Source organism: Chelatococcus sp. XZ-Ab1 (assembly GCF_029309855.1).
GTDB classification, from domain to species: Bacteria; Pseudomonadota; Alphaproteobacteria; order Rhizobiales; family Beijerinckiaceae; genus Chelatococcus_A; species Chelatococcus_A sambhunathii.
The window spans coordinates 22,775-46,361 of sequence record NZ_JARKII010000017.1 but is presented as its reverse complement, the minus strand read 5'-3'; the positions used below and the strand labels follow the sequence as shown (position 1 = coordinate 46,361).

22 protein-coding genes and 1 tRNA gene are annotated in these 23,587 nt (G+C 66.5%); 14 read left to right on the top strand and 9 right to left on the bottom strand.

Translation table 11 applies throughout. From position 1 onward, the window contains the following. The 3 genes from P2T65_RS19605 to P2T65_RS19595 all read left to right on the top strand — a co-directional run bounded on the left by P2T65_RS19605 (position 1) and on the right by P2T65_RS19595 (position 2,714). Complete coding sequence (locus P2T65_RS19605; protein WP_071923339.1) at positions 1-945, top strand: FAD-binding protein; 945 nt, start codon at positions 1-3, stop codon at positions 943-945. A gap of 169 nt (positions 946-1,114) precedes the next feature. After that, a complete protein-coding gene (locus P2T65_RS19600; RefSeq protein WP_055460925.1) occupies positions 1,115-1,996 on the top strand; it encodes a 3-hydroxybutyryl-CoA dehydrogenase in 882 nt (293 codons plus the stop codon). 145 nt (positions 1,997-2,141) lie between these two features. Further along, a complete protein-coding gene (locus P2T65_RS19595; protein ID WP_082464910.1) occupies positions 2,142-2,714 on the top strand; it encodes an HNH endonuclease in 573 nt (190 codons plus the stop codon). Here the strand turns inward: P2T65_RS19595 and P2T65_RS19590 are convergent, their stop codons facing one another. Then, positions 2,715-3,236: a disulfide bond formation protein B gene (locus P2T65_RS19590; protein WP_055460890.1), complete on the bottom strand. Its 522-nt coding sequence runs from the start codon at positions 3,234-3,236 to the stop codon at positions 2,715-2,717. 110 nt (positions 3,237-3,346) lie between these two features. Further along, positions 3,347-3,928 (bottom strand): YqaA family protein, encoded by a 582-nt coding sequence (locus tag P2T65_RS19585; protein ID WP_055460891.1) that lies wholly within the window; start codon positions 3,926-3,928, stop codon positions 3,347-3,349. Between the two features lie 160 nt (positions 3,929-4,088). On the opposite strand from P2T65_RS19585, the gene P2T65_RS19580 reads away from it, so the two are divergent. The 7 genes from P2T65_RS19580 (at position 4,089) to P2T65_RS19550 (ending at position 9,900) form a co-directional block, all read left to right on the top strand. Beyond that, positions 4,089-4,175 (top strand) — tRNA-Leu (locus P2T65_RS19580). 108 nt (positions 4,176-4,283) lie between these two features. Continuing rightward, positions 4,284-5,444, top strand: a complete 1,161-nt coding sequence (modA, locus tag P2T65_RS19575) for a molybdate ABC transporter substrate-binding protein (protein WP_245316291.1) — start codon at positions 4,284-4,286, stop codon at positions 5,442-5,444. Positions 5,445-5,447: 3 nt separating this feature from the next. Beyond that, positions 5,448-6,116: a molybdate ABC transporter permease subunit gene (gene modB / locus P2T65_RS19570; RefSeq protein WP_055460893.1), complete on the top strand. Its 669-nt coding sequence runs from the start codon at positions 5,448-5,450 to the stop codon at positions 6,114-6,116. After that, positions 6,116-7,225, top strand: coding sequence for a molybdenum ABC transporter ATP-binding protein (gene modC, locus P2T65_RS19565; protein ID WP_071923337.1), 1,110 nt, complete (start codon positions 6,116-6,118; stop codon positions 7,223-7,225). The genes modB and modC overlap by 1 nt, the downstream gene beginning before the upstream one ends. Then, a complete protein-coding gene (locus P2T65_RS19560) occupies positions 7,222-8,013 on the top strand; it encodes a sulfite exporter TauE/SafE family protein (RefSeq protein ID WP_276200525.1) in 792 nt (263 codons plus the stop codon). The genes modC and P2T65_RS19560 overlap by 4 nt, the downstream gene beginning before the upstream one ends. A gap of 73 nt (positions 8,014-8,086) precedes the next feature. Continuing rightward, positions 8,087-8,638 carry a Chromate resistance protein ChrB gene (locus tag P2T65_RS19555; protein WP_346348322.1) on the top strand — a complete coding sequence of 184 codons (552 nt, stop codon included), beginning with the start codon at positions 8,087-8,089 and terminating at the stop codon, positions 8,636-8,638. A gap of 11 nt (positions 8,639-8,649) precedes the next feature. Further along, positions 8,650-9,900 (top strand): MFS transporter, encoded by a 1,251-nt coding sequence (locus tag P2T65_RS19550; protein ID WP_063187716.1) that lies wholly within the window; start codon positions 8,650-8,652, stop codon positions 9,898-9,900. A 111-nt stretch (positions 9,901-10,011) separates the two neighbouring features. On the opposite strand, the gene P2T65_RS19545 is transcribed toward P2T65_RS19550, so the two are convergent. After that, positions 10,012-10,488: an Lrp/AsnC family transcriptional regulator gene (locus tag P2T65_RS19545; RefSeq protein ID WP_063187719.1), complete on the bottom strand. Its 477-nt coding sequence runs from the start codon at positions 10,486-10,488 to the stop codon at positions 10,012-10,014. Positions 10,489-10,625: 137 nt separating this feature from the next. On the opposite strand from P2T65_RS19545, the gene P2T65_RS19540 reads away from it, so the two are divergent. Next, on the top strand, positions 10,626-13,034 hold the full coding sequence (locus P2T65_RS19540; protein ID WP_055460897.1) for a transketolase: 2,409 nt from the start codon (positions 10,626-10,628) through the stop codon (positions 13,032-13,034). 80 nt (positions 13,035-13,114) lie between these two features. Here P2T65_RS19540 and P2T65_RS19535 read toward each other — a convergent pair whose 3' ends face one another. The 6 genes from P2T65_RS19535 to P2T65_RS19510 all read right to left on the bottom strand — a co-directional run bounded on the left by P2T65_RS19535 (position 13,115) and on the right by P2T65_RS19510 (position 20,276). Continuing rightward, positions 13,115-13,312, bottom strand: a complete 198-nt coding sequence (locus tag P2T65_RS19535) for a hypothetical protein (protein ID WP_055460898.1) — start codon at positions 13,310-13,312, stop codon at positions 13,115-13,117. Between the two features lie 114 nt (positions 13,313-13,426). Further along, positions 13,427-14,350, bottom strand: coding sequence for a 3-keto-5-aminohexanoate cleavage protein (locus tag P2T65_RS19530; protein WP_063187724.1), 924 nt, complete (start codon positions 14,348-14,350; stop codon positions 13,427-13,429). Positions 14,351-14,382: 32 nt separating this feature from the next. Then, positions 14,383-15,318, bottom strand: coding sequence for a 3-hydroxyacyl-CoA dehydrogenase (locus P2T65_RS19525; protein WP_071923335.1), 936 nt, complete (start codon positions 15,316-15,318; stop codon positions 14,383-14,385). Between the two features lie 22 nt (positions 15,319-15,340). Then, on the bottom strand, positions 15,341-17,854 hold the full coding sequence (locus P2T65_RS19520; protein WP_276200524.1) for a branched-chain amino acid ABC transporter ATP-binding protein/permease: 2,514 nt from the start codon (positions 17,852-17,854) through the stop codon (positions 15,341-15,343). Positions 17,855-17,865: 11 nt separating this feature from the next. Beyond that, the gene (locus tag P2T65_RS19515; RefSeq protein ID WP_019402226.1) at positions 17,866-18,744 is read right to left on the bottom strand and encodes a branched-chain amino acid ABC transporter permease; all 879 of its coding nucleotides are present in this window, start codon (positions 18,742-18,744) and stop codon (positions 17,866-17,868) included. Positions 18,745-19,022: 278 nt separating this feature from the next. Then, a complete protein-coding gene (locus P2T65_RS19510) occupies positions 19,023-20,276 on the bottom strand; it encodes an ABC transporter substrate-binding protein (protein WP_055460903.1) in 1,254 nt (417 codons plus the stop codon). 210 nt (positions 20,277-20,486) lie between these two features. Here P2T65_RS19510 and P2T65_RS19505 point away from each other — a divergent pair, with 210 nt between their 5' ends. The 3 genes from P2T65_RS19505 to P2T65_RS19495 all read left to right on the top strand — a co-directional run bounded on the left by P2T65_RS19505 (position 20,487) and on the right by P2T65_RS19495 (position 23,514). After that, positions 20,487-21,185, top strand: coding sequence for a GntR family transcriptional regulator (locus tag P2T65_RS19505; protein ID WP_210166024.1), 699 nt, complete (start codon positions 20,487-20,489; stop codon positions 21,183-21,185). Between the two features lie 29 nt (positions 21,186-21,214). Beyond that, a complete protein-coding gene (locus P2T65_RS19500; RefSeq protein WP_055460905.1) occupies positions 21,215-21,991 on the top strand; it encodes an SDR family oxidoreductase in 777 nt (258 codons plus the stop codon). A 395-nt stretch (positions 21,992-22,386) separates the two neighbouring features. Beyond that, entirely contained in the window at positions 22,387-23,514 is a 1,128-nt protein-coding gene (locus P2T65_RS19495; RefSeq protein WP_276200523.1) for a PLP-dependent cysteine synthase family protein, read from the top strand. Positions 23,515-23,587 lie beyond the last annotated feature (73 nt).

The window sequence follows — 23,587 nt, the reverse complement described above, 5'->3', positions numbered from 1 at the left end:
ATGACGACGCTGCTTCTCGCCAAGCACGACAACAAGACCCTCAACGAGGCTACTGCCAAGGCGCTCACGGCGGCCAAGGCGCTCGGCGCGCCGGTGCATGTCCTCGTTGCCGGTGCCGGCTGTGGCGCGGTCGCAGAAGCCGCCGCCAAGCTCGACGGCGTCCAGAAGGTGCTTCTCGCCGACGCCCCGCTTTACGAGCACCGCCTCGCCGAGCCGCTGGCCGCTCTTATCGTGTCACTGGCGGATGGCTATGACGCCCTCCTCGCGCCCGGCACGACGACGGGCAAGAACGTCATGCCCCGCGTCGCGGCTCTGCTCGATGTCATGCAGGTGTCGGAAATCACCAAGGTCGTCTCGCCGAACACCTTCGAGCGGCCGATCTACGCCGGCAACGCCATCCAAACGGTCGAGACGAACGAGGCCAAGAAGGTCATCACCGTGCGCACCGCCGCCTTCCAGGCTGCCGGTCAGGGCGGTTCGGCGCCGATCGAGCAGGTCGCCGCCGGGCAGGATCCGGGCCTTTCGTCCTTCAAGGGCGAGGAGCTGTCGAAGTCCGACCGTCCCGAACTCGCCTCCGCCAAGATCATCATCTCCGGCGGCCGTGCGCTCGGCTCTGCCGAGAACTTTACCAAGGTGATCGAGCCCGTTGCCGACAGGCTGGGTGCCGCCATGGGCGCTTCGCGCGCGGCGGTCGATGCCGGCTACGCGCCGAACGACTGGCAGGTGGGCCAGACGGGCAAGGTGGTGGCGCCGGAGCTCTACATCGCCGTCGGCATCTCGGGGGCCATCCAGCACCTCGCCGGCATGAAGGATTCCAAGGTCATCGTCGCCATCAACAAGGACGAGGAGGCTCCCATCTTCCAGGTGGCGGACTATGGCCTCGTTGCCGATCTCTTCACCGCCTTGCCCGAACTTGGCGAGGAACTGGAGAAAATCGGTCGCTGACATGCACGCCACGGCAACCGCCGCGAGCGGTTTCCGTGGCGTTCGCCCGGGAGAGTGATAAAACAGAGCGCGGAACAGCCTCAGGCTGCCGCGCTTGCCGGTTTTGGTGGCCGCCACGCGCGCCGGCCGGCGAAAGTCGGCGGGTATCGACAGGGATGGATTGGACTTCATGTCTCAGCAGATCCGGACAGTAGGCATCATCGGCGCAGGGCAGATGGGCAACGGCATCGCCCATGTCTGCGCACTCGCCGGTTACGACGTCGCGCTCAATGACCTCAGCGAGGAGCGCATCAACGCCGGGCTTGCGACCATCAACGGCAATCTCTCCCGCCAGGAATCCAAGGGCCAGATCAGCGAAGCCGAGAAGCAGAAGGCGCTCCAGCGCATCACGCCCGCTCTCACCTACGAGGCCCTGGCCCGCTGCGACATCGTCATCGAGGCGGCGACGGAGAACGAGGAGACGAAGCGCAGGATCTTCGAGGCGCTCTGTCCTGCCCTGCCGCCGGAAACCATCATCGGTACCAACACCTCGTCCATCTCCATCACCCGGCTCGCCTCCACGACTGACCGGCCAGAGCGCTTCATCGGCATTCACTTCATGAATCCCGTGCCGGTGATGCAACTCGTCGAGATTATCCGCGGCATCGCCACCGAAGATCCCACCTTCGAGGCCACAAAGGCGTTCGTCGCCAGCCTCGGCAAGACGGCGACGCTTGCCGAGGACTTCCCGGCCTTCATTGTCAACCGCATCCTGCTGCCGATGATCAACGAGGCGATCTACACCCTCTATGAGGGCGTGGGTTCGGTGGAATCGATCGATACGGCCATGCGCCTCGGTGCCAACCATCCGATGGGGCCGCTGCAACTTGCCGACTTCATCGGCCTCGATACCTGCCTGTCGATCATGCAGGTGCTGTACGACGGCCTCGCCGACTCGAAGTATCGCCCCTGCCCGCTGCTCGTGAAATATGTCGAGGCCGGCTGGCTCGGCCGGAAAACGAAGCGTGGCTTCTACGACTATCGGGGCGAACACCCGGTTCCCACTCGCTGAGGGAACCCGCCATGGCGCGGCTGCGGCAAAGACGCAGCCCTCCGCCTCCATCTTGGCGCTTCACAAGCCCGTCACACGGTTTATAGACTATCTCTGCTGACGGATTCGCACGTCACGTGCGAGCCCCCAACCAGCGGAGGCCCCCGTGACGGTGCACGTGCCTCACACGACGGTGTCGCCGGACGCCTGTCCGGCCCTGGTGCTCAATGCCGATTACCGGCCCTTGAGCTACTACCCTCTTTCGCTCTGGGGCTGGCAGGACACGATCAAGGCGGTCTTCCTCGAGCGGGTCAACATCCTCTCGCACTATGACCGAACAGTTCGAAGTCCCAGCTTCGAGATGCGCCTGCCTTCGGTTGTTTGCCTCAAGACCTACGTCAAACCGTCACGACACCCCGCCTTCACCCGGTTCAACGTTTTCCTGCGCGATCGTTTCACCTGCCAGTATTGCGGCTCCCGCGAAGACCTCACGTTCGACCATCTGATTCCCCGGTCGAAGGGCGGGCAAACCACCTGGGACAACGTCGTCACCGCCTGCTCCCCCTGCAACCTGCGCAAGAGCGATCGCCTGCCCGAGGATGTCGGGATGTGGCCCGACCAGTTGCCTTATGCCCCGAGCGTACAGGACCTGCACCACAACGGCCGACAGTTCCCGCCCAACTACCTGCACGACAGCTGGCTCGACTACCTCTACTGGGATACCGAACTCGAGCCCTGATCAGCCGCGCGTCAGCGCCGCTTTCGCACCGAGAGCCGCCACGGCCGCAATGGCCAGCGAGATCAGCACGTTCCAGCCTGCCAGCGACAACCCCAGAAAACGCCAGGCCGCCTCCGTGCAACTGACGACGCGTGTGCCTTGGAGGCTCTGCAGAAAGTCACCGACCGCCGCGGGGTTCGCTCCACCCGTGCCGGCGCAGTCGCTCGGCCCCAGCCACCACCCCCATTCGACGCCCGCATGATAGGCCCCGAGGCCAGCACTGACCAGGAAGACGCCAGCGAGCAGCAGCAGGCCAACGCCACTTGCCCGCTCGAGCGCCGGCCGTGGCGGCAGGACGGCGAGACCGAAGGCGACGGGCATGGCCACGTAGTAGGGGTTGCGTTGCATGAGGCAGAGCGGGCACGGCCGAAGGCCGAAGCCATGTTCGAAAACGAGGGCGCCCCCGATCGTCGCAACCGCGGCGAGAAGGATGGCCAGCGCGACGCGACGCGGGCTCGCCAAAAACTCGGCCAGAGCGTTCATTCGCCTCGTCCTCCATCGGCGCCGTCCAGGACGCCTTCATTCTTGCACGCGGCGCAGATGGCCACAGGTTCAATCGGGTTGCATCTCACGATCGGCTGAAGCAACCATCGTCAGAAGAGAAGAACCGCTGCGGCAAAGCCACCGACGATGCCCACGATGACGATGGACGCCACCAGTGTCAGGTGCTCGTCGAGCAGGCGCCGGATGGGGCCGCCGAAGCGGTGCATCACCCCGGCGACGAGATAGAAGCGGGCGCCGCGCGTCACGATGGACAGGAGCACGAACCAGAAGAGATCGTAGCCGGCGAAGCCCGAAGTGATAGTGACAAGCTTGTACGGGATTGGCGTCAGGCCCTTCAGCAGGATGACCCAGTGCCCATATTCCGCATAGGCGCTGCGGAAGCTCTCCACCTTGTCGCCATACCCGTAGAGCTGGATGAGCCACAGCCCCAACGAATCGTAAAGCAAGGCCCCGATCGCATAGCCGAGGAGCCCGCCGACCACCGAGGTGACCGTGCAGACCATGGCGTAGAACCAGGCCCGGTCCGGCCGCGCAAGCGCCATCGGTACCAGGACGACGTCCGGCGGCACAGGAAAGAACGAGCTCTCCGAAAAGGAAACCGCACCAAGGGCCCAGGTGGCACGGGGCCTGCCGGCGAGTGAGAGCGTCCAGTCATAGAGGCGTCGGAACATCGGCTTCGCTTACCGGGCGGGCGGGCGCTTGTCCATCGGCCAACGAGCCGCACCGGCACAAGCCCATGTCGAATTCTCGTGGCAATTCTCTCTGCTGCATTGACCGGCGTTGCGCCGCCGTTATGATCCGCCGCGCTCCGGCTCAAGCTGGTGGGCATGTGCGGGCGTGGCGGAATTGGTAGACGCAGCGGACTCAAAATCCGCCGTCCTTACGGATATGTCGGTTCGAGTCCGACCGCCCGCACCATCGCCTCGACGGCCATTTCTACTGGTGGGCTAGCGAAGAGCGTGCCGTTGCACGCCTGAGCTGGCGCACCTCGCCTATCGCCCGGCCCTAGCCTATCAGGCCCTCGGCTTGCGCGGCCTGCGGGCAGCCATGCCATCCGCCGGATGCTTCCGTGGTTCGCGCTTCTTCAGGGTGTCGCTCTCCGCCGGCAGCTTCGCCGCACCCTTGCTCAGCCTATCGATATCCAGCACCGCCGGCTTGACCCATGAGCGGGAAAGGCCTGTGGTGGACCAGAATCCGCCTCCCCGATCCTCTTGCAAAGCAGTCGATCCGGATTACGCGCGCAATCTCGGCGGCTTTGCCGACCTTTGCCGACGAACTCTCCGAAGATGGATTTTCCCGGCCGTCCCGCCTTGGCAGGTCGCGCTGCCACTCGATATAGTCCATCGGATATATCGAAGCGACGTATTCATGACTGCTCATGCTTGGACACGGCGGCCCCTTCTCGCGCTTGGCCTTGTGGCCGGGGCGATGATCGCAGGCCTTGCGATTCCGACGACCGGGGCCGCGGCCCAGCAGGCGCCGGCGCCCGTCATTGCCGCCGCTGCCGATCTCAAATTCGCCGTCACCGAGATTGCCGCAGCCTTCAAGGCCGACACCGGCAAGGAGGTGAAACTCTCCTTCGGCTCGACCGGCAATTTCGCCACCCAGATTCGCGAGGGCGCTCCATTCCAGCTGTTCATGGCCGCCGACGAGAAATTCATCCGCGATCTTCACAAAGATGGCTTCACTAGGGACGAGGGTGACCTCTATGCCGAAGGCCGCATCGTGCTGATGGTGCCGCACGGCTCGTTGTTGAAGCCAGACGCGGCCATGGACGATCTCGCGGCACAACTGGCGGCAGGCCGAATCACTCGCTTCGCCATTGCAAATCCGGAACATGCCCCCTATGGCCTGCGCGCCGAAGAAGCGCTTAAGCATCGCGGCCTGTGGGAGAAGGTGAGACCGCATCTCGTTCTCGGCGAAAACGTGAGCCAGGCGGCGCAATTCGCCCTCTCGGGCAATGCAGAAGGCGGCATCATCGCCTATTCGCTGGCGCTAGCCCCGGAGGTGCGTTCGCAGGGCACATTCGCGCTGATCCCGCATGACTGGCACGAGCCGCTGCTGCAGCGCATGGCGCTCCTGAAGAGCGCCGGTCCCGTCGCCGAGCAATTCTATGCCTACCTCAAGACATCCAAGGCGCGTGACATCATGAAATCCTTCGGCTTCGTGCTGCCGGACGAGGGCTGATCCTTGGACTGGACTGCCCTGTTCCTGTCGCTGCGGCTCGCCGGGTGGACCGTCGCGATCCTGTTGCCCGTGTCCATCGTGACCGGGCGCTGGCTCGCCTACCGGCAGTTCCGCGCCAAGGGACTGGTCGAGGCGGTGGTCATGCTGCCGCTTGTGCTGCCACCGACGGTCTTCGGCTTCTACCTGCTCATGGCCTTCGGACGAAACTCACCCATCGGCGCCTTCTGGCAGGCGAGCTTCGGCCATCAACTGGTGTTCACCTTCGAGGGGCTTCTGGTGGCCTCGGTGATCTTCAACCTGTCATTTGCCATCCAGCCAGCGCAACGTGGCTTCGAGGCGGTTCCCGTCGATGTGCGTGAGGCGGCCGCCTGCTGCGGCATGTCGCCGATGCGCAGCCTGTTGCGTGTCGAGCTGCCGCTGGCCTGGCCCGGTGTGCTGACGGCCATGGTCCTGACCTTCGCACATACCTTGGGCGAATTCGGCATCATCCTGATGATGGGCGGCTCAATCCCGGGCGAGACGAAGACGATCGCGATCGCGATCTACGATCGTGTGCAGGGCTTCGACATGGCCGGCGCCGGCATCATGTCGGCCACGCTGGTGGCGATCTCGCTTTTCACCATCGCAGCAACCTACATGCTCTCGGCACGGGTAGGACGGAGGCTGTCCTGATGGCGCTTGAGGTGATGGCCAAGGCGCAAGCCCCCATTCCGCTCGACGCATCCTTCCGCGCGGAACCCGGCGAGTTGCTCGCGCTGGTCGGTCACTCCGGTTCGGGCAAGACCACGCTGCTGCGGACCATCGCCGGGCTCTGGCGGCCGGAGATGGCGCGGGTCACAGTGGACGGCGAGGTATGGCTCGACACGGCCGCCGGCGTGAACCTGCCGCCGCACCGGCGGCATGTAGGCGTCGTGTTCCAGAACTATGCGCTGTTTCCGCATATGACGGCGGCGCAGAACGTGATCGCGGCGATGGACCGGAGCGCGCCGGACCCGCGGACCGAGGCCGAGCGCCTTCTGGCCCTCGTCAACCTGCCGGGTTTCGCCGACCGCAAGCCCGCCCAGCTTTCGGGAGGGCAGCAGCAGCGCGTCGCGGTGGCGCGCGCGCTTGCCCGCCGCCCCCAGGCCCTTCTGCTCGACGAGCCGTTCTCAGCGGTGGACCGCGCCACGCGCGAGCGGCTCTACGATGAGATTGTCGCTCTGCGCGCGCACCTCAGAATGCCGGTGGTGCTTGTCACCCATGACGTTAACGAGGCCCAGTTGCTGGCCGACCGCGTGGCGGTGATCGAAAAAGGGCGTGCCGTGCGCGAAGGCACCACGGCCGAGGTGATGGCCGATCCCGAAGCCTTGCGCGCCATGGGCATTCGCGAGATCGCGGCAATGTTGCCGGCGATCATTGTCGAACACGCAGACGACGGGCTGACCCGGCTCGACGCCGCCGCGGGTCCCCTGTTCCTGCCCACCATCGATGGGCCGGTTGGCACGCGGGTGCGCGTGCGGATCATGGCGCATGACGTCATTCTTGCTCGCAAGCGGCCCGACGGGCTTTCCGCGCAGAACATCCTTGCCGGAAAAGTCGCCGGCATCGTAACCGGCACCGGGCCGGGCGTGATCGTTCATGTCCAGGTGGGCGAGGATGAGATTCTCGCTCGCATCACCCGCCGCGCGGCCGACCAGCTACGCCTCCAGCCGGGTGATGCTGTCCATGCCATCGTCAAGTCAATGTCGGTCGCCCGCGATCACGTCGCCCGCGCACCCATGCGCAGCGAACCAGCGCAATGATGCGGAACGTCCGCTCTGCGAAGGCTGTCGGCTGGGGCGCGGTCATCGGAACCCTCGGCGGGCTGATCGGCCTTGGCGGGGCGGAGTTTCGCCTGCCGGTGCTTATCGGGCTTTTTCGCTTTCCTGCGCTCGAGGCGGTCATCCTCAACAAGGCGATGAGCCTCGTGGTCGTGGCGTCGGCCCTGCCATTCCGCGCTGGCACGGTGCCCTTCGGCGCCATCGCCGATCACTGGTCTGTCGTCGTCAATCTCCTGTCCGGCAGTCTGCTGGGCGCCTGGTTCGGAGCAGGTTGGGCCACGCGGATGCAAGCCCGTGCGCTCAATCGCGTGATCGCGCTGCTGCTGCTCGGCATCGCGGCCGTGCTGCTCTTCGGGCACGACGCGGACGGGGCCGGCGTCCCGCTGACGAGCGGGATCGCGCAGACTATGGCCGGCGTCGCCGCGGGATTCGTTATCGGCGTGGTCGCTTCCCTCCTCGGCGTCGCCGGCGGCGAGTTGCTTATCCCTACACTGGTTCTGCTGTTCGGCTTCGACATCAAGCTTTCCGGCAGCCTGTCGCTCGCGGTCAGTCTGCCGACCATGATCGTGGGGTTTGCTCGCTACAGTCGCGACGACAGCTTCGCGGTGCTCGGCCGCAATCGCCGCTTTGTCCTCCTCATGGCGGCGGGCTCGATCGCCGGCTCCTTCATCGGCGGCCAATTGCTCGGCATCGTGCCGGGCGCGGTGCTGCTCCCGGCGCTCGCCGCGATCCTGCTGGTCTCGGCGGTCAAAGTCTGGCGGCATCGCTAGCCCAGCGCGGTCTGGCCGCACAGCCAGCGTCACTCACATTGTGACGATTGATTTGTGACGGCCGTTACATTAAATGTGGGCGATGGTATCATTCACTTGGCTCCTCCTCACGTACAAGGTCCCGCCCGAACCCGCCTCCAGGCGCGTGGCGCTCTGGCGCCGATTGAAGGGTATGGGCGCCGTCTATCTGCAGAACGGCGTCTGTCTGCTGCCGAAGACCGACGATCATGTTCGACGGCTGAAGATGCTCGAAAACGACATCGCGGAGGCCAAGGGCGAAAGCGTGATCCTGGAGACCATCGCGCTAGACAAGGCACAGGAAGGCAAGGTCATCGCACGGTTCAAGGCGGACCGGGACGAAGCCTATGCGGAATTCATCGACAAGTGCGACGACTTCGAGCGCGAGGTCGCCAAAGAGGTCGACGCGAGCCACTTCACCTATGCCGAACTGGAAGAGAACGACGTCGACCTGAAGAAGCTCAGGGGCTGGCTCGCCAGGATCAGGAAACTCGACTTCTACGGCGCCGCGCGCGCGGCCGAGGCGGAGCAGCGCCTGAAGGGCTGCGAGGCGGTGCTCGACGACTATGCCCGGCGCGTCTTCGACGCCCATGACGAGAATCGATGAGGGGTGCGGCGATGACACAGAAGGCGGAGACGATCGCCGCGACACCCGAGAACGGCCCGCGCAACTGGCTCAACCGGACCGTGGCCGGCGCGGGCCTCACCAGCGCGCTCGGCGACTTCTGCTACGAGACGACGACGGTCATCCTGCCGGGCTTTCTTGCCGTTCTCGGCGTACCGGCGGCGGCACTTGGCCTCATCGAAGGCATTGCCGATGCCGTAGCGAGCTTCACCAAAATGGTCGCGGGTTACATTGCCGACAAGTTCGGCCGTCGCAAGCTGCTTGTGCTCGTCGGCTATGGCCTGACGCCACTCGGCCAGGCGCTGATCGCGCTTGCTGTGGGCTGGCCGCTGATTCTGCTCGGGCGCATCGTGTCCTGGTTCGGCAAGGGCCTGCGCGGCCCCTTGCGCGACGCCATCGTCGCCCAGTCGATCACGCCGGATACGCGCGGACGGGCCTTCGGCTTCCATCGTGCGATGGATACGATCGGCGCGGTCGCCGGGCCGCTGCTCGGGGTCGCCTTGCTCGGCTGGGCGCAGCATCTTCCGTGGGAGACGGCCTCCGGCCCCTTCCGCCTGGTGTTCTGGCTGACGCTCATCCCCGGCGTCCTCGCGGTGCTGGCGTTTCTGATTCTCGTGCGTGACCCCGAGCAGTCGCCGAACCCGGCGCTGAAGTTCTTCTCGACGTTGCGAGGTCTGCCGGCCCGCTTCAAGCGGTACCTCGTCGCCGTTGGCATTTTCGGGATGGGTGATTTCTCACACAGTCTGCTCATTCTGGCAGCGACCCAGTTACTGACCCCTGCGATGGGCGTTATCGACGCTGCCCAGGCCGCAGGCCTGCTCTATGTCTGGCGCAATGTGGTCCAGGTCGCCACGTCCTACCCGATCGGGATGTTGGCGGATCGCTTTGGCCAGCGCGGCGTGCTGATCGCGGGCTATGGCCTTGGTGTCCTGACCGCGGCGCTCACCGCGTTGGTCTTCGCGACGGGCGCGGGGACCGTCGTTCTGCTTGCCGGGATTTTTTTCGTCGCGGGCCTCTATGTCGCCGTCCAGGAGGCGCTCGAACCGACCGTGACGGCCGAGATGGTCAGCCAGGATACGCTCGCGACGAGCTACGGGGCGCTCGGCACGGTCAACGGTGCCGCGAAATTCGTCTCCAGCGCAGCCGTCGGCGTGTTGTGGACCGCCGTATCCCCCAGCGTCAGCTTCGCTGTTGCGGCTATCCTGATGGCCGCGGGCGCCCTCGCCCTGGTGCGTGTTCGATAGGGGGCGCGCCGCTCGCGCTCGGTGCGTGCCGAGACAATCAACGGCGCGCGAACGTCGCCGCGACGTTGCATGTACTGATCGATCACGTGCAGCGCTTGCGGTAACAGGTCATCAGCGCAGGGGCAGCACGTGGGTGTGCTTGACCTGTTCCAGCGCGAAGCTCGACTCGATGGAGGCAACCCCGTCGAGGCGCGTCAGCTTCTCCTTGAGGAAGCGCTCGTAGGCCGGCAGATCGGCGCAGACCACGCGCATCAGGTAATCGCGCTGGCCGGTCATGAGGTAGCATTCCATCACCTCGGGCCAGCGGGACACGGTGGCGGCGAAACGGTCGAGCTCCTCCTCGCGCTGGCGCTCGAGCTTGATGGAGATGAAGACGCTCACCGGCAAGTCGACCGCCGCCTGGTCGACCACCGCCACATAGCCCCGGATGACGCCGGCCTCCTCGAGCAGGCGCACGCGGCGCAGGCAGGGCGAGGTGGTGAGGCCGACCCGCTCCGCCAGCGCCTGGATGGTTGTGCGCCCGTCCGCCTGCAGGGCGGCGAGGATGCGCCGGTCGATGTCATCGAGGACGACGTGGCGTTTTCTCATCGCAGGAACTGGGGCTTCTCTCTATAATTGCCATGATTTGAACGTGCGCTGGCAAATTTGGCAAGTTATGCCACGTTGCGCGCCCTAGCCTAACCCTGTCGCGGCCGCGGCCGCCCAGAACGACAGAGGGACTGCCCATGACGGACGAGCGCCTCGCCCATCTCTCCGAGCTGGAGAGGAAGGTGCTGTGGCTGGCCACCTGGACCATCCACAATGCCAACCACCTGCGGAACAACGAGGACGGGCTCAAGATCGGCGGGCATCAGGCCTCCTCGGCCTCGCTCGCCACCATCATGACGGCGCTCTACTTCTCTGCGCTGCGGCCGCAGGACCGGGTCGCGGTGAAGCCGCACGCAAGCCCCATCTTCCATGCGATCCAGTATCTCCTCGGCCATCAGAGCAAGGAGAAGCTCGCGGATTTTCGCGCCTACAGGGGTGCCCAGTCCTATCCTTCGCGCACGAAGGACGTCGACGATGTCGATTTCTCCACGGGCTCGGTCGGGCTCGGCGTGGCGCAGACGTTGTTCGCCTCGCTGGTGCAGGATTACGTCAAGGCGCACGGCTGGGCGAAGGACTGGCCGGAGGGGCGCATGGTCGCCCTCATCGGCGATGCCGAGATGGACGAGGGCAACATTTTCGAGGCCTTGCTCGAGGGCTGGAAGCAGGGCCTCCGTAACTGCTGGTGGATCATCGACTACAACCGCCAGAGCCTCGATGCCGTCATCCGCGAGGGGCTGTTCTCCCGTTTCGAGGCCCTGTTCTCGGCCTTCGGCTGGGAGGTGGTGACGCTGAAATACGGCTCGCTGCTGGAGGAGGCCTTTCGCGAGCAGGGCGGCGAGGCGCTGCGGCGCTGGATCGACACCTGCCCCAACCAGCTCTATTCGGCGCTGACCTTCCAGGGCGGCGCGGCCTGGCGCAAGCGCCTCCTCGACGACATCGGCGACCAGGGGCCGGTCACCGCCCTCATTGAGCGGCGCAGCGACGAGGCGCTGGCACGGCTGATGACGAACCTCGCCGGCCATGACCTGCCCTCGCTCATCACCGCCTTCGAGGCGGCAAAGGCGCACGACAAGCCGGTCGTCTTCATCGCCTATACGATCAAGGGCTTCGGCCTGCCGCTCGCCGGCCACAAGGACAACCATTCAGGACTGATGACGCCGGCCCAGATGGAAGACTTCCGCAAGGCGATGAACATCCGCCCGGGGCACGAGTGGGACAAGTTCGAGGGCCTCGGCGTCGATGCGCGCAAGCTGCAGGCGTTCCTCGACGCCGTGCCGTTCAATGCCCGCGGGGCGCGGCGGCTCACCGCTCCGCGCGTGCCCGTGCCAGCCGAGCTGCCGGCGCCGAAGCAGGCGGAGATGTCGACGCAGCAGGGCTTCGGCCTCGTGCTCAACGAGCTCGCCCGCTCGGACACGGCGCTCGCCGAGCGCATCGTCACCACGTCCCCGGACGTGACGGTGTCGACCAATCTCGGGCCATGGGTCAACCGGCGCGGGCTCTTCGCGCGCGAGGCGATGGCCGACACCTTCCGGCAGGAGCGCATTCCCTCGACCTTCAACTGGGAGTTCTCGCCCAAGGGCCAGCACATGGAGCTTGGCATCGCCGAGATGAACCTGTTCATCATGCTCTCGGCGTTGGGTCTCTCGCACAGCCTCTTCGGCGAGCGGCTGCTGCCCATCGGCACGCTCTACGACCCCTTCATCGCCCGCGGGCTCGATGCGCTGAACTATGCCTGCTACCAGGATGCACGCTTCCTCCTCACGGCGACGCCTTCGGGAATCACGCTGGCGCCGGAGGGCGGTGCGCACCAGTCGATCGCGACACCGCTCATCGGCATGGCGCAGGACGGGCTCGCGGCCTTCGAGCCCGCCTTCGTCGACGAGCTCTCCGTCATCATGCGCTTTGCCTTCGACTACATGCAGCGCAGCGGCGAAGCCGCGGACGAGGACGGCTCTGCCGCCCGCTCATGGCTGCGCGACGAGACCGGCGGCTCGGTGTATCTGCGCCTGTCGACGCGGCCTCTCGCCCAGCCGCAGCGCACGATGAGCGCGGACCTCGCCCGCGACATCATCGACGGCGCCTACTGGCTGCGCGAGCCAGGGCCGAATTCGGAGATCGTCGTCGCCTATGCCGGCGCCATCGCGCCCGAAGCCATCGCCGCGGTGGGCCTGATGGCGGAGGACCGGCGCGACGTTGGCCTGCTCGCCGTCACCTCGGCCGACCGGCTCAATGCCGGCTGGACGGCGGCGAGCCGGGCCCGGGAGCGCGGCCTCGTGCACGCGCGGAGCCACGTCGAGCGGCTGTTCGCAAAACTGCCGCCCCACTGCGGCATCGTCACCGTGCTCGACGGCCATCCGGCGACGCTCGCCTGGCTCGGCGCCGTCGGCGGCCATCGCACCCGCTCGCTCGGGGTGGAGCACTTCGGCCAGACGGGCAGCCTCGCCGATCTCTACCGGCACTACGGCATCGACACGCAGTCCATCGTCGCCGCGGCCGAGACACTGGCACCCGGCCGGCCGATCCGGCACCTCAGGGCACTTGGCTGAAAGGAAGGAACCCGCAGGTCGATGCGACCTCCGGGTTCTCGAACGACACAGATGGTATACCGGCCTTCCGGCCACGCGCATCAGTAGCCGCGGCCGCCACCCAGCACGTCGCCGCCGAAGCGATCATCACGCGGCAGCGGCGTTTGCATCAGCTGATCCTCGACATATTTCGGCGTGCCGGACGGGATGTCTCCATCCACGCCCGAGCGTGACGTATTGCAAGCGGCGAGCGTGAGGGCAAAGCCCGCAGCAGCGAGCGCCACAACGAAGCGCGGCATGGAACCTCCTTGAGTCTCAGGTGGCGCCATTCGACATGAGCGACCTGCCGGGCGCAAGCAAGAAGAGGCAGGCCGCACAACTTCGCCACAGCCATAAGGCTTTGCTGCAACACTTCAGAAGCCGACCTGATCGCCGCCCTTGAGATCGAGGATCTGACGCGCCTCGTCCGGTGTCGCGATCTCAAGGCCGAGGCCCTCGACGATCTGGCGGGCAAGGCGCACCTGTTCGGCGTTCGATCGAGCGAGCCTGCCGGGCCCGGCCCAGAGGGAATCCTCGAGCCCCACGCGCACGTTGCCACCCATGGCAGCGGCCATGGCGGCGATCGGCAGCTGGTTGCGACCAGCGCCGAGCACTGACCACTGGTATTTGTCGCCGAACAGCCTGTCGGCCGTACGCTTCATGTGCTGCACGTCCTCCGGATGGGCGCCGATGCCACCGAGAAGACCAAAGACGGTCTGCACGAAGAGCGGCGGCTTGACGAGGCCGGCGTCGAGGAAATGCGCCAGATTATAGAGATGGGCCGTGTCGTAGCACTCAAACTCGAAGCGCGTGCCGGCGTCCGACAGCGTGCGCAGGACATATTCGATGTCCTGGAATGTGTTGCGGAAGACGATGTCCTTGTTGCCGAGGTGTTTCTCCTCCCAGTCGTGCCTGAAGTCCTTGAAGCGCTTCAGCATGCCGAAGAGGCCGAAGTTCATGGAGCCCATGTTGAGCGAGGCGACCTCGGGCTTCCACGTCGCAGCCGGCTTCACGCGCTCCTCGACGGTCATGTAGGGCGCGCCGCCGGTCGTGAGGTTCACGACACAGTCGGAGCGCTGCTTGATGATCTTGAGAAAGGGCTCGAAGGCCTCGGCCGACTGGTCGGGCTGGCCTGTTTCAGGGTTGCGGGCGTGCAGGTGAACGATAGCAGCCCCCGCCTCGGCGGCGCTGATGGCGGCGTCCGCGATCTCCTCCGGCGTCACCGGCAGGGCGGGCGACATGGAGGGCGTGTGGATGGCGCCGGTGACGGCGCAGGTGATGATGACTTTGCGGGCCATAGTGGACACTCCGACTGGTCGGGAGGAAGGGATCAGGGATCGCCGGGCTGGCTCTTCTTGTGGGCGGCAAGCGCGGCGAGGCGCCGGTTGCGCCATTCGCTGCGCGCGGCGATGCAGGACGGATCACCCGAGCCTTGCCAGGCGGCGAGGATCTTCTCGACGTTTTCCGGGTTGTAGACCTCCGGGCGGGCGGGGTCGGCTGCAAGACGCTTGTAGAAACCGGTGTAACGCGCGCAGTAATCGGCCATGCCACCGGGAGCATTCAATTCGATGGTCTCGAACGGGCCGATGAAGGACCAGCGCAGGCCGAGCCCGTCCTTGACCGTATGGTCGAGGTCCTGCGGCGAGACATAGCCCTCCTCGACGAGGCGGAACGCCTCCGCCAGCAACGCCCCCTGCAGGCGGTTGAGGATGAAGCCGTCGATCTCCTTGCGGACGGTGATCGGCACCTGGCCGACGGCCTCGTAGATGGCGCTGGCACGTGCCATCGTCTCGGGCGCCGTCCAGGGCGCGCCGCACAATTCCACCACCGGCACGAGATGCGGCGGATTGACGGGATGGGCGACGAGACAGCGCGCCCGACCTGGCAGATCCTCGGTAAAGAGCGAGGCGACGATGGCCGAGGTCGAGGAGGCGAGCATGGCATCCGGCCGTGCCAAGCGGTCGAGATCGGCATAGATGGCGCGCTTGGCTTCCACCTTCTCCGGCCCGTTCTCCTGCACGATGTCCGCTTCGCTCACCGCCTCGGCAAGAGAAGCGGCGACGCGTGCCCGGGCGGCGACGGCTGCTGCGTCATCGACGAGCCCGTGGCGGGCAAGCTCCTCACATTCACGGGCGATGAGCGCCGGCGCCTCGGCGAGGGTCGGCCGGTGCGGATCCCACAGGCGCACGTCCCAGCCGGCCCGGGCGAAAACGATGGCCCAGGCCCGGCCGATGAGACCTGCTCCGACGATGGCGGCGGTCGACATGTCTTCCCAGTCTCCTCAATCGTTACAGCCACAGCACCTTGCGGCGCAGGTCGAGGTCCTCGCGCAGCGCCTTGGACGGGCCGGCGTGGATGACCTCGCCGCGCTCCAGCGCCACCGTCTGGTCGGACAGGGCAAGCGCGAGATCGAGGTGATGGTCGACGATGATGATCGCGACTTCCCTGCGCAGGCGATCGAAGCTCTCGAAGAGCTGCTCGACAACCGCCGGAGCGAGGCCCTCGAAGGGTTCGTCGAGCAGAAGCACGCGCACGTCGCCCGACAGCGCCCGCGCCACCGCCACCATCTGCTGCTCACCGCCGGAGAGGTAGTCCGCCGGCGTGCCGAGTCGCTCGCGGATGCGCGGGAAATAGTCGTAGATGCGCTCGAGATCCCAGTGGATGCCGTTGCCGGTGCGGCGCTTGAGGCGGCCGAGCTCGAGGTTCTCAGCCACCGTCATGCCGGCGAAGAGCCCCCGCCCCTGTGGCACGTAGCCCATGCCGAGGCGCGCCACCTCCGCCGAAGGGCAGCCGACGAGTTCCTCACCCGCAAGTCTGATGGAGCCGCGCGCCGCCGGAGCGATGCCGACGAGGGACTTCAGCAGCGTCGACTTGCCGGCGCCGTTGCGGCCGAGCAGCGCCACGATCTCGTTCTGGTGCACCGTGAAACCGACGCCGTTCAGGATATGGCTCTTGCCATAATAGGTGTGGACGTCGTCGAGCGTCAGGATCGGCTCAGGGCGCGCCGCCGTCTCGCGCGGCCTCGCCGCCACATGGGCGGCGCCGGAGCCGATGTAGACCTCCTGCACCTTCGGGCTCGAACGCGCGTCCTCCACCGTGCCGTCGAGCAGCACGCGCCCGTCGTTCATCACCGTCACATGGTCGGCGAGCTTGAAGACGCGGTCGATGTCGTGCTCGACGAGCAGCACTGGCACGTCCGCCGATAGACGCTTGATGATGTTGCCGATGCGCTCGCGCTCGGCCGCGGCGAGGCCGGCGAGCGGCTCGTCGAGGAGCAGCATGCGCGGGCGCGTCGCGAGCGCCAGCCCCATGTCGAGCAGGCGCTGGCCACCGTAGGAGAGCGAGCCGGCCTCGGCGCGCTCGATGCCGGCGACGCCGAGATAGCGCACGACCTCGGTCGTCTCGCCGTTGATCTCGGCGATGGCGCGCGCCTCCCGGAAGACGTTGAAGCGCTCGGGATGGCGCGCCTGAACCGCGAGGCGGATGTTCTCCTCGACGCTGAGCGCCGGGAAGAGATTGGTGATCTGGAACGAGCGACCGATGCCGGCCCGGCAGATGGCCTCCGGCGCCATGCCGGCGATGGAGCGGCCGGCGAGCGTGATCGTGCCCTCGTCCGGCACGTACATGCCGGACAGGAGGTTGAAGGCCGTCGTCTTGCCGGCGCCGTTGGGGCCAATGAGGGCGTGCAGGGTGCGGTCCTCGACGGCGATGTCGAAGCCCTGAACGGCCTTGATGCCGCCGAAATGCTTGACGACGCCGCGTGCCTCAAGGAGCGCGCTGTTGAAATGCTCGGCCGGTTTCAGGAATTCCGGCAGCGGCAGGTTCTCCACCTTGCGTGCCGCCATGGCGGCAGCCTCCTCCGTCTTCTTGCGGAAGGGCGCGAGAAGGCGCTTGCCGATGCCGACGAGGCCGGTGGGGGAGAAGACGATGAACGCGACGAAGAGAAGGCCGAACCAGAACAGCCAGTTCTCGGTATAGATCGACAGGAACTCGCGGAAGAGGATGAAGAACAACGCCCCGAGCGCCGGCCCGAGGAAACTGCGCATGCCGCCGATGACGACCATGGCGAGCAGTTCGCCCGAGAAGGCGACCGAAATCGGCTCGGCCGAGGTCATCCGGTTCTTGTAGAGCAGCAGGATGCCGGCAAGGCCGGTGATGACGGCCGAGGCGACGAAGGCGACGAGCTTGTAGCGGTTCGTCGCATAGCCGAGGAAGCGTGCGCGCTGCTCGTTCTCGCGGATGGCGACGAGGACGGTGCCGACGGGCGAGTTGTGGAAGCGCCACAGCAGCACGACGACGAGGAAGCCGACGGCCGCGACGAACCAGTACCAGGCGGTCGAGCTCTCGAAATCGATGCCGAACCATTGCGGCCGCGTGATGCCGCCGAGACCGTTCTCGCCGCCGGTCACCTCCGTCCAGCGGAAGGCGACGACATGGAGCATGGCGGCGAGCGCCAGGGTCATCAGCGAGAAATAGACGCCGCGCCGGCGCAGGATGAGATAGCCGAACACCGTCGAGCCGATGAGGACGGAGCCGAGGCCGAGGAGAACAGGCGCCACGAACGAGCCCGGAAAGAGCTCGCGCTGGGCGATGCCGGCGACATAGGCCGCCATGCCGAACCAGGCGCCATGGCCGAAGGAGATGAGCCCGGTGTGGCCGGCGAGGATGTTGAGCGCCATGCAGGCGATGGCAAAGATGACGACCTCCGCCGCCGAGGTCATGGTGAGGCCGAGCGCGAGCAGCACGGACGGCAGGACGACGAGACCGACGGCCGCGACGGCGAGCGAGGAATATTTCTGCATTGTGCTGCGCCTCACTCGAAGCGGGTGATGCGCTCGCCGAACAGGCCGCGCGGCCTGAACAGGAGGACGAGGAACATGAGGAGGTAGATGGCGGCCGTGGAGCCGGCCGAATAGCCGACCGCCACCATCAGCCCCTTGACGAGGCCGACGAGCACCGCCGCGACGACGACGCCCCAGAAGGAGCCGAGGCCGCCGATGACGACGACGACGAAGGCCGGCGTGATGATCTCCGCGCCCATGGCGGGATGGACGGAATAGATCGGCGCGAGCAGCACGCCGGCAAGGCCCGCAAGGCCGATGCCGAGCGCGGCGACGGCCGACATGTAGGGCTGCAGCGAGATGCCGAGCGCGCCGACCATGTCCGGGTTCTGCACGCCGGCCCGCACCACGCGGCCGAAGGCGGTCTTCTGCAGGAGGAACCAGAGCCCGGCGATACAGGCCACCGCGACGACGAGCAGCATCGAGCGGTAGTAGGAATAGATGAAGTCGCCGATGAACACCTGCCCGCGCAGGGCCGGCGGGATGGAATAGGATAAAGGCGGAGCGCCGAAGATCATGCGCAGCGCCTGCTCGGCAACCATGGCGAGGCCGAAGGTGAGCAACAGCGAATAGATGGGATCCGTCCGGTAGAAGCGCGTGAACAGGACGCGCTCGATGAGGACGCCGAGCAGCGCCACCGCAACCGGCGAGACGACGAAGGAACCGCCGAAGCCGATGTAAGGCGACAGGACGATCGTGAGGTAGGCGCCGATGGCATAGAAGGCGCCGTGCGCCAGGTTGACGATGCCGCCGAGCGAGAAGATCAGCGACAGGCCGAGCGCGATGAGAAGGTAGTACACACCGTCGAGCAGGCCGTTGAGCACCTGCTGCAGGAAGAGCGTGAAGGTCACGAGGTCATGCTCCGGCGGTCGTTAACGGCTGGGCGGCGGGGCGTGTCATACCTTGAACTCTCTATCGGCATTGGCGTCCCGGCGGCCCTGATCCTCCCCCTCAGGGGGGTGGCGCTGCGAAGCAGCGACGGAGGGGGCCACCCGCGGACACCGCAAGCGATATCCCGGCCATAACCCCACCCGTCTCGGTCCTTCGGACCGATCCACTTTCCCATAAAGGGAGGGATCATCGCGTCACCACGTTTAACCAGCCCACGGCGAGGCGGTTGCGCCCCTCCTCACGCCGGGAAGGTGCAGGCGTTCTCTTCACGCGTCGCGGCGATCGCATCGAGCGGCTCGTCGGCGCCGGGGACAGGGCCGGACGAAGTGAAGATGTCCCACTCATTCTCGATCTTGTCCGCCGGCAGGGCCGTCACGGCGTACATCTCGTGCATGAGCTGGTGGTCGAAATCGCGGAAATAGCCCTCGCGCGTCTTCAGCACGTCGAACTTGGCGCCCTTCTCCCAATGCTCGACGAGCTGCAGCGATTCCGTCGATTTCAGCTCGTTCATCGACTGGGCGATGATCTTGAGCGCGATGTAGTCGCCCCAGGCCTGGTTCTCCGGCGGCTTGCCGTATTTCTTGACGAAACCCTCGGTGAAGGCCTTCGAGCCGGGCGTCTCGAGGAGATGGTGCCAGACCACCGGCCAGGTGCCGACGAAATTGCCCTTGCCGGCCGCCCAGGCAAGCGCCGTGTCGAAGCCGAAGCCCCCGATCGGGAAGGTGAGGCCGAACTCGGCATATTGCTTGAGGAAGTTGGTGATCTGCGCGCCGGCGAGATTCAGCACCACGAGGTCGGGGTTCGCCGAGCGGATCTTGATGAGATAGGCGGAGAAGTCGGTGGCGTCCGTCGGCACGAGGTCGTCGCCCGCGAATTCGCCGCCGTTCGCCTGCATGAAGCGCTTGGCGACCGAGAGCAGGTCGTGGCCGAAGGCATAGTCGGCGGTGAGCGAATACCACTTCTTGCCCTTGACGAGCCCCTCCTGCATGAACGAGCGGCCGACCGATTTCACATACATGGAATTCTGCGATTCCACATGGAACATGAAACGCTTGCAGTCCTTGCCGCGCAACGCGTCCGAATTGCCGCCGGTGTTGACGAAGAGCGTCTTCGTGCGCTGGGCGACCTGGGCGATGGTAAGGCAGGAGGCCGAGGAGATCTCGCCCACGATGCACGTCACCTTGTCGCGCTCCACCATACGCTCGGCCTTGGTCGAAGCCGTCTGGGGATTGACCGAATCCTCCTTCAGGATTTCGACCTTGCGGCCGAGGATGCCGCCTGCGGCGTTGATCTCCTCCACCGCCAGGTCGGCCGCCATGACGGCATATTCACCGAGCGGCCCGAGGAAGCCCGTGCGCGGGGTGAGATGGCCGAAGCGGATGACGTCGGATTGGGCACGCACAATAGCCGGCATGCCGAGCCCGGCGACGAGCGCAGTGCCGGCCGCTCCCTTCAGCAGACCGCGACGGGACAGATGATCCTTAACTGTCATGACCTCCCCCTTGGGCTTTGGCCGCTTCTGGCGGCGTGGTTTTCCATCCCCTCGACCGACGGCAGACGTCGATCGTCCTCAGTCACTTGGGCCGGAGCCCCGCAGGCGTCGCATCTCTGAGCGGACGCGTTCTGCGCTTGCCGTGATCTGTGATCACAGTTAGATTTTCCTATCTCTCGGCTGATGTCGAGTCCTTTTTTGAGGTTGCCCTTGCCGCTCGCCCCCGCCCTCAACGAGATCGCACCGCTCGCTCGCCAGACACTGGGCGACCGGACCTATGCGCAGCTGAGTGAGCTTCTCGTGTCCGGCCGCCTCGCGCCGGGCGACAAGCTCTCGCTGCGCGGTGCGGCCGAGGCGCTCGGCGTTTCGATGATGCCGGTGCGCGAGGCTGTGAGCCGCCTCGTGGCGGACGGAGCGCTGGAAGTCGCACCCAACCGAGCCGTGCGCGTGCCGATCATGACGACGGAGCAGTTCCGCGACCTGGCGCGTGTGCGCATCGAGATCGAGGGTTATGCCACTGAACAGGCGGCGCTGCTGCGCGACGCGGATGATCTCGCCGCCATCGCCCGCTGCGAGGAGGCCTTCCGGCTGGAAAGCCATGCTGAGAAGCCGGACGCGCCGCTGTCGGTCGAGCTCAACAAGAACCTGCATTTCGCGATCTACAGCGCGGCGCGCTCGCCGATCCTCGTCGAGATCATTCGCGGGCTGTGGCTCAAGGTGGGGCCCATCCTCAACCTCGACCTCAGGGCCAATCCGGACCGGCTGACGAGCGGCGGGGCTCGGGAGCGGCACGCCGCAGCGCTCGCCGCCATCATCGCGAAGGATGGCGCGGCGGCCCGCGCCGCCATCGCCGAGGACATCCGCAACGCGGCGGACTTCATCATCTCCCGCGGGCAGCTCGCGGACTGACGAACCAAAGGGACGGAACGGAGAGGGCAATGGATCTCGACATCAAGGGCCTGCGTGTACTCGTGACAGCGGGCGCGAACGGCATCGGCCTCGAAATCGCCCGCGCCTTCGTGCGCGAGGGAGCGCGTGTGCATGTGTGCGACGTCGACACGGCGGCGCTCGACGCGCTCGCCGGGAGCGATCCCGCCCTGACGCGCTCCACCTGCGACGTGGCGGACCGGGCCTCCGTCGCACGGCTGTTCGAGGAGGCCCTCGCCGCTCTCGGCGGGCTCGACGTGCTCGTCAACAACGCCGGCATCGCCGGGCCGACGGGCAAGGTCGACGAGATCAACCCGGAGGACTGGGACCGCTGCGTCGCCGTGTGCCTCACCGGCCAGTTCAACTGCGCGCGCCTCGCCGTGCCATACCTCAGGAAGAGTGGCAACGCCTCCATCGTCAACCTTGCCTCGGTGGCGGGACGCCTCGGCTTCGCGCTGCGCTCGCCCTACGCCGCTGCGAAATGGGGCGTCGTCGGCTTCACCAAGTCGCTTTCCATCGAACTCGGGGCGGACCGCATCCGCGTCAACGCCATCCTGCCCGGCCTCGTCGCCGGCGACCGGCAGCGGCGCGTGCTCGAGGCCAAGGCCCAGCAGCGCGGCCTGAGCTTCAAGGAGATGGAGGAGCGCGCCTTTTCCTTCACTTCCATCAAGGATTATGTCACCCCGCAGCAGATTGCCGACCAGATCGTCTTCCTCGCGAGCCCCCGCGGACGCACCATCTCCGGCCAGGCCATCTCAATCTGCGGCGATACCCAGATGCTGAGCTGATCGCGGCCCACTCGACTTCCGCGCTTCGTCTGCCGCCGCATTGTGCAGCCGCGAAATGAGCTGGCGCCTTCTCGGGCGCCTCCGGCATTGTGAAGCTCGGGCCGGCGCATGGAAATCCGGCTCTTTCCGGCCGCGCCGTGGTTGGCACGGTTGATGCTTCCTGCTTTCACGAAGACCCGGAGGGGGTCTGACAAGCGCCACAACGGGCGCAGCCTTCAGCCGCCGCCGGCCGGATTGGCATCCGGCCGGCGGCTTTTTGACCAAGCCATGGTGCGCTGCAAAGACGCAAGGATGACCCGCCGCGGCGCTTCCGGTAGGAATGCCATTCCGCCAAACCGGGCGGACGGATGCCACAAAGCAATCCCTTTGCGCGGACCGGCAACTAGTCTTGCCGTATGAGAACTCATCCTGCCGACGAACTTGCGTCCGCCGCTGCGGCGGACATCTGCAGCCGTGCCTGGCTCAACGAGGCGATTGCCCGCATCGAGGCGGATTTCAACCGCTCGGCCGACACGCATCTGGTGCGGCTCGACCTGCCCAGGGCGCCGGGCATCACGCTCTACCTGAAGGATGAATCGAGCCATCCCACCGGCAGCCTCAAGCACCGGCTCGCCCGCTCGCTCATCCTCTACGGCCTGTGCAACGGCCGCATCGGCCCCGCGACGACGCTGGTCGAGGCCTCGAGCGGCTCGACCGCGGTGTCGGAAGCCTATTTCGCCCGGCTGCTCGGCCTGCGCTTCATCGCCGTGATGCCGCGCTCGACCTCGCCGGAGAAGGTGGCGGCCATCGCCTTCCATGGCGGCGAGAGCCATTTCGTCGACGATCCGAAGGCCGTCTACGAGACGGCCCGCCGCCTCGCAGAGGAAACCGGCGGCCACTATCTCGACCAGTTCACCTATGCGGAGCGGGCGACGGACTGGCGCGGCAACAACAACATCGCCGAATCCATCTTCACGCAGATGCGCCTCGAGCCGGCGCCCATCCCGGCCTGGCTCGTCTGCGGCGCCGGCACCGGCGGCACCTCGGCGACGCTCGGGCGCTACATCCGCTACCAGAAGCACGCGACGCGGCTGTGCGTGGCGGATCCCGAGGGCTCCATCTTCCACCGCCATTATGCCGACCGCAGCCTCAGGGAACTCGAGCGCTGCGACTGCATCATCGAGGGCATCGGCCGGCCCCGGGCCGAACCGTCCTTCGTGCCCGAGGTGGTGGACCGGATGATCGCCGTGCCGGATGCGGCGAGCATCGCGGCCATGCAGGTGACGAGCGAACTCCTCGGCCGGCGCGTCGGCGGCTCCACCGGCACCAACATGTGGGCCGTCGCCACCATTGTCAGCGAGATGATGACGGCCGGCCGCCGGGGCTCCGTCGTCACGTTGCTGTGCGACGCGGGCGAGCGCTACAGCTCCACCTACTACGACCCGGCCTGGCTCGTCGAGCGCCGGATCGACACCGCGCCCTGGCGCGAGAAGATGCTGCGCTTCCTCGACGGCTGCGGCATCGCCCTGACGCAACCCTGCTGACGGGGCCCCCCTACCCCTTGTGAGAGTCTTGACGCAGGCGCACCGCGACCTGCCAGGCTGCCCCCCTTCCCCC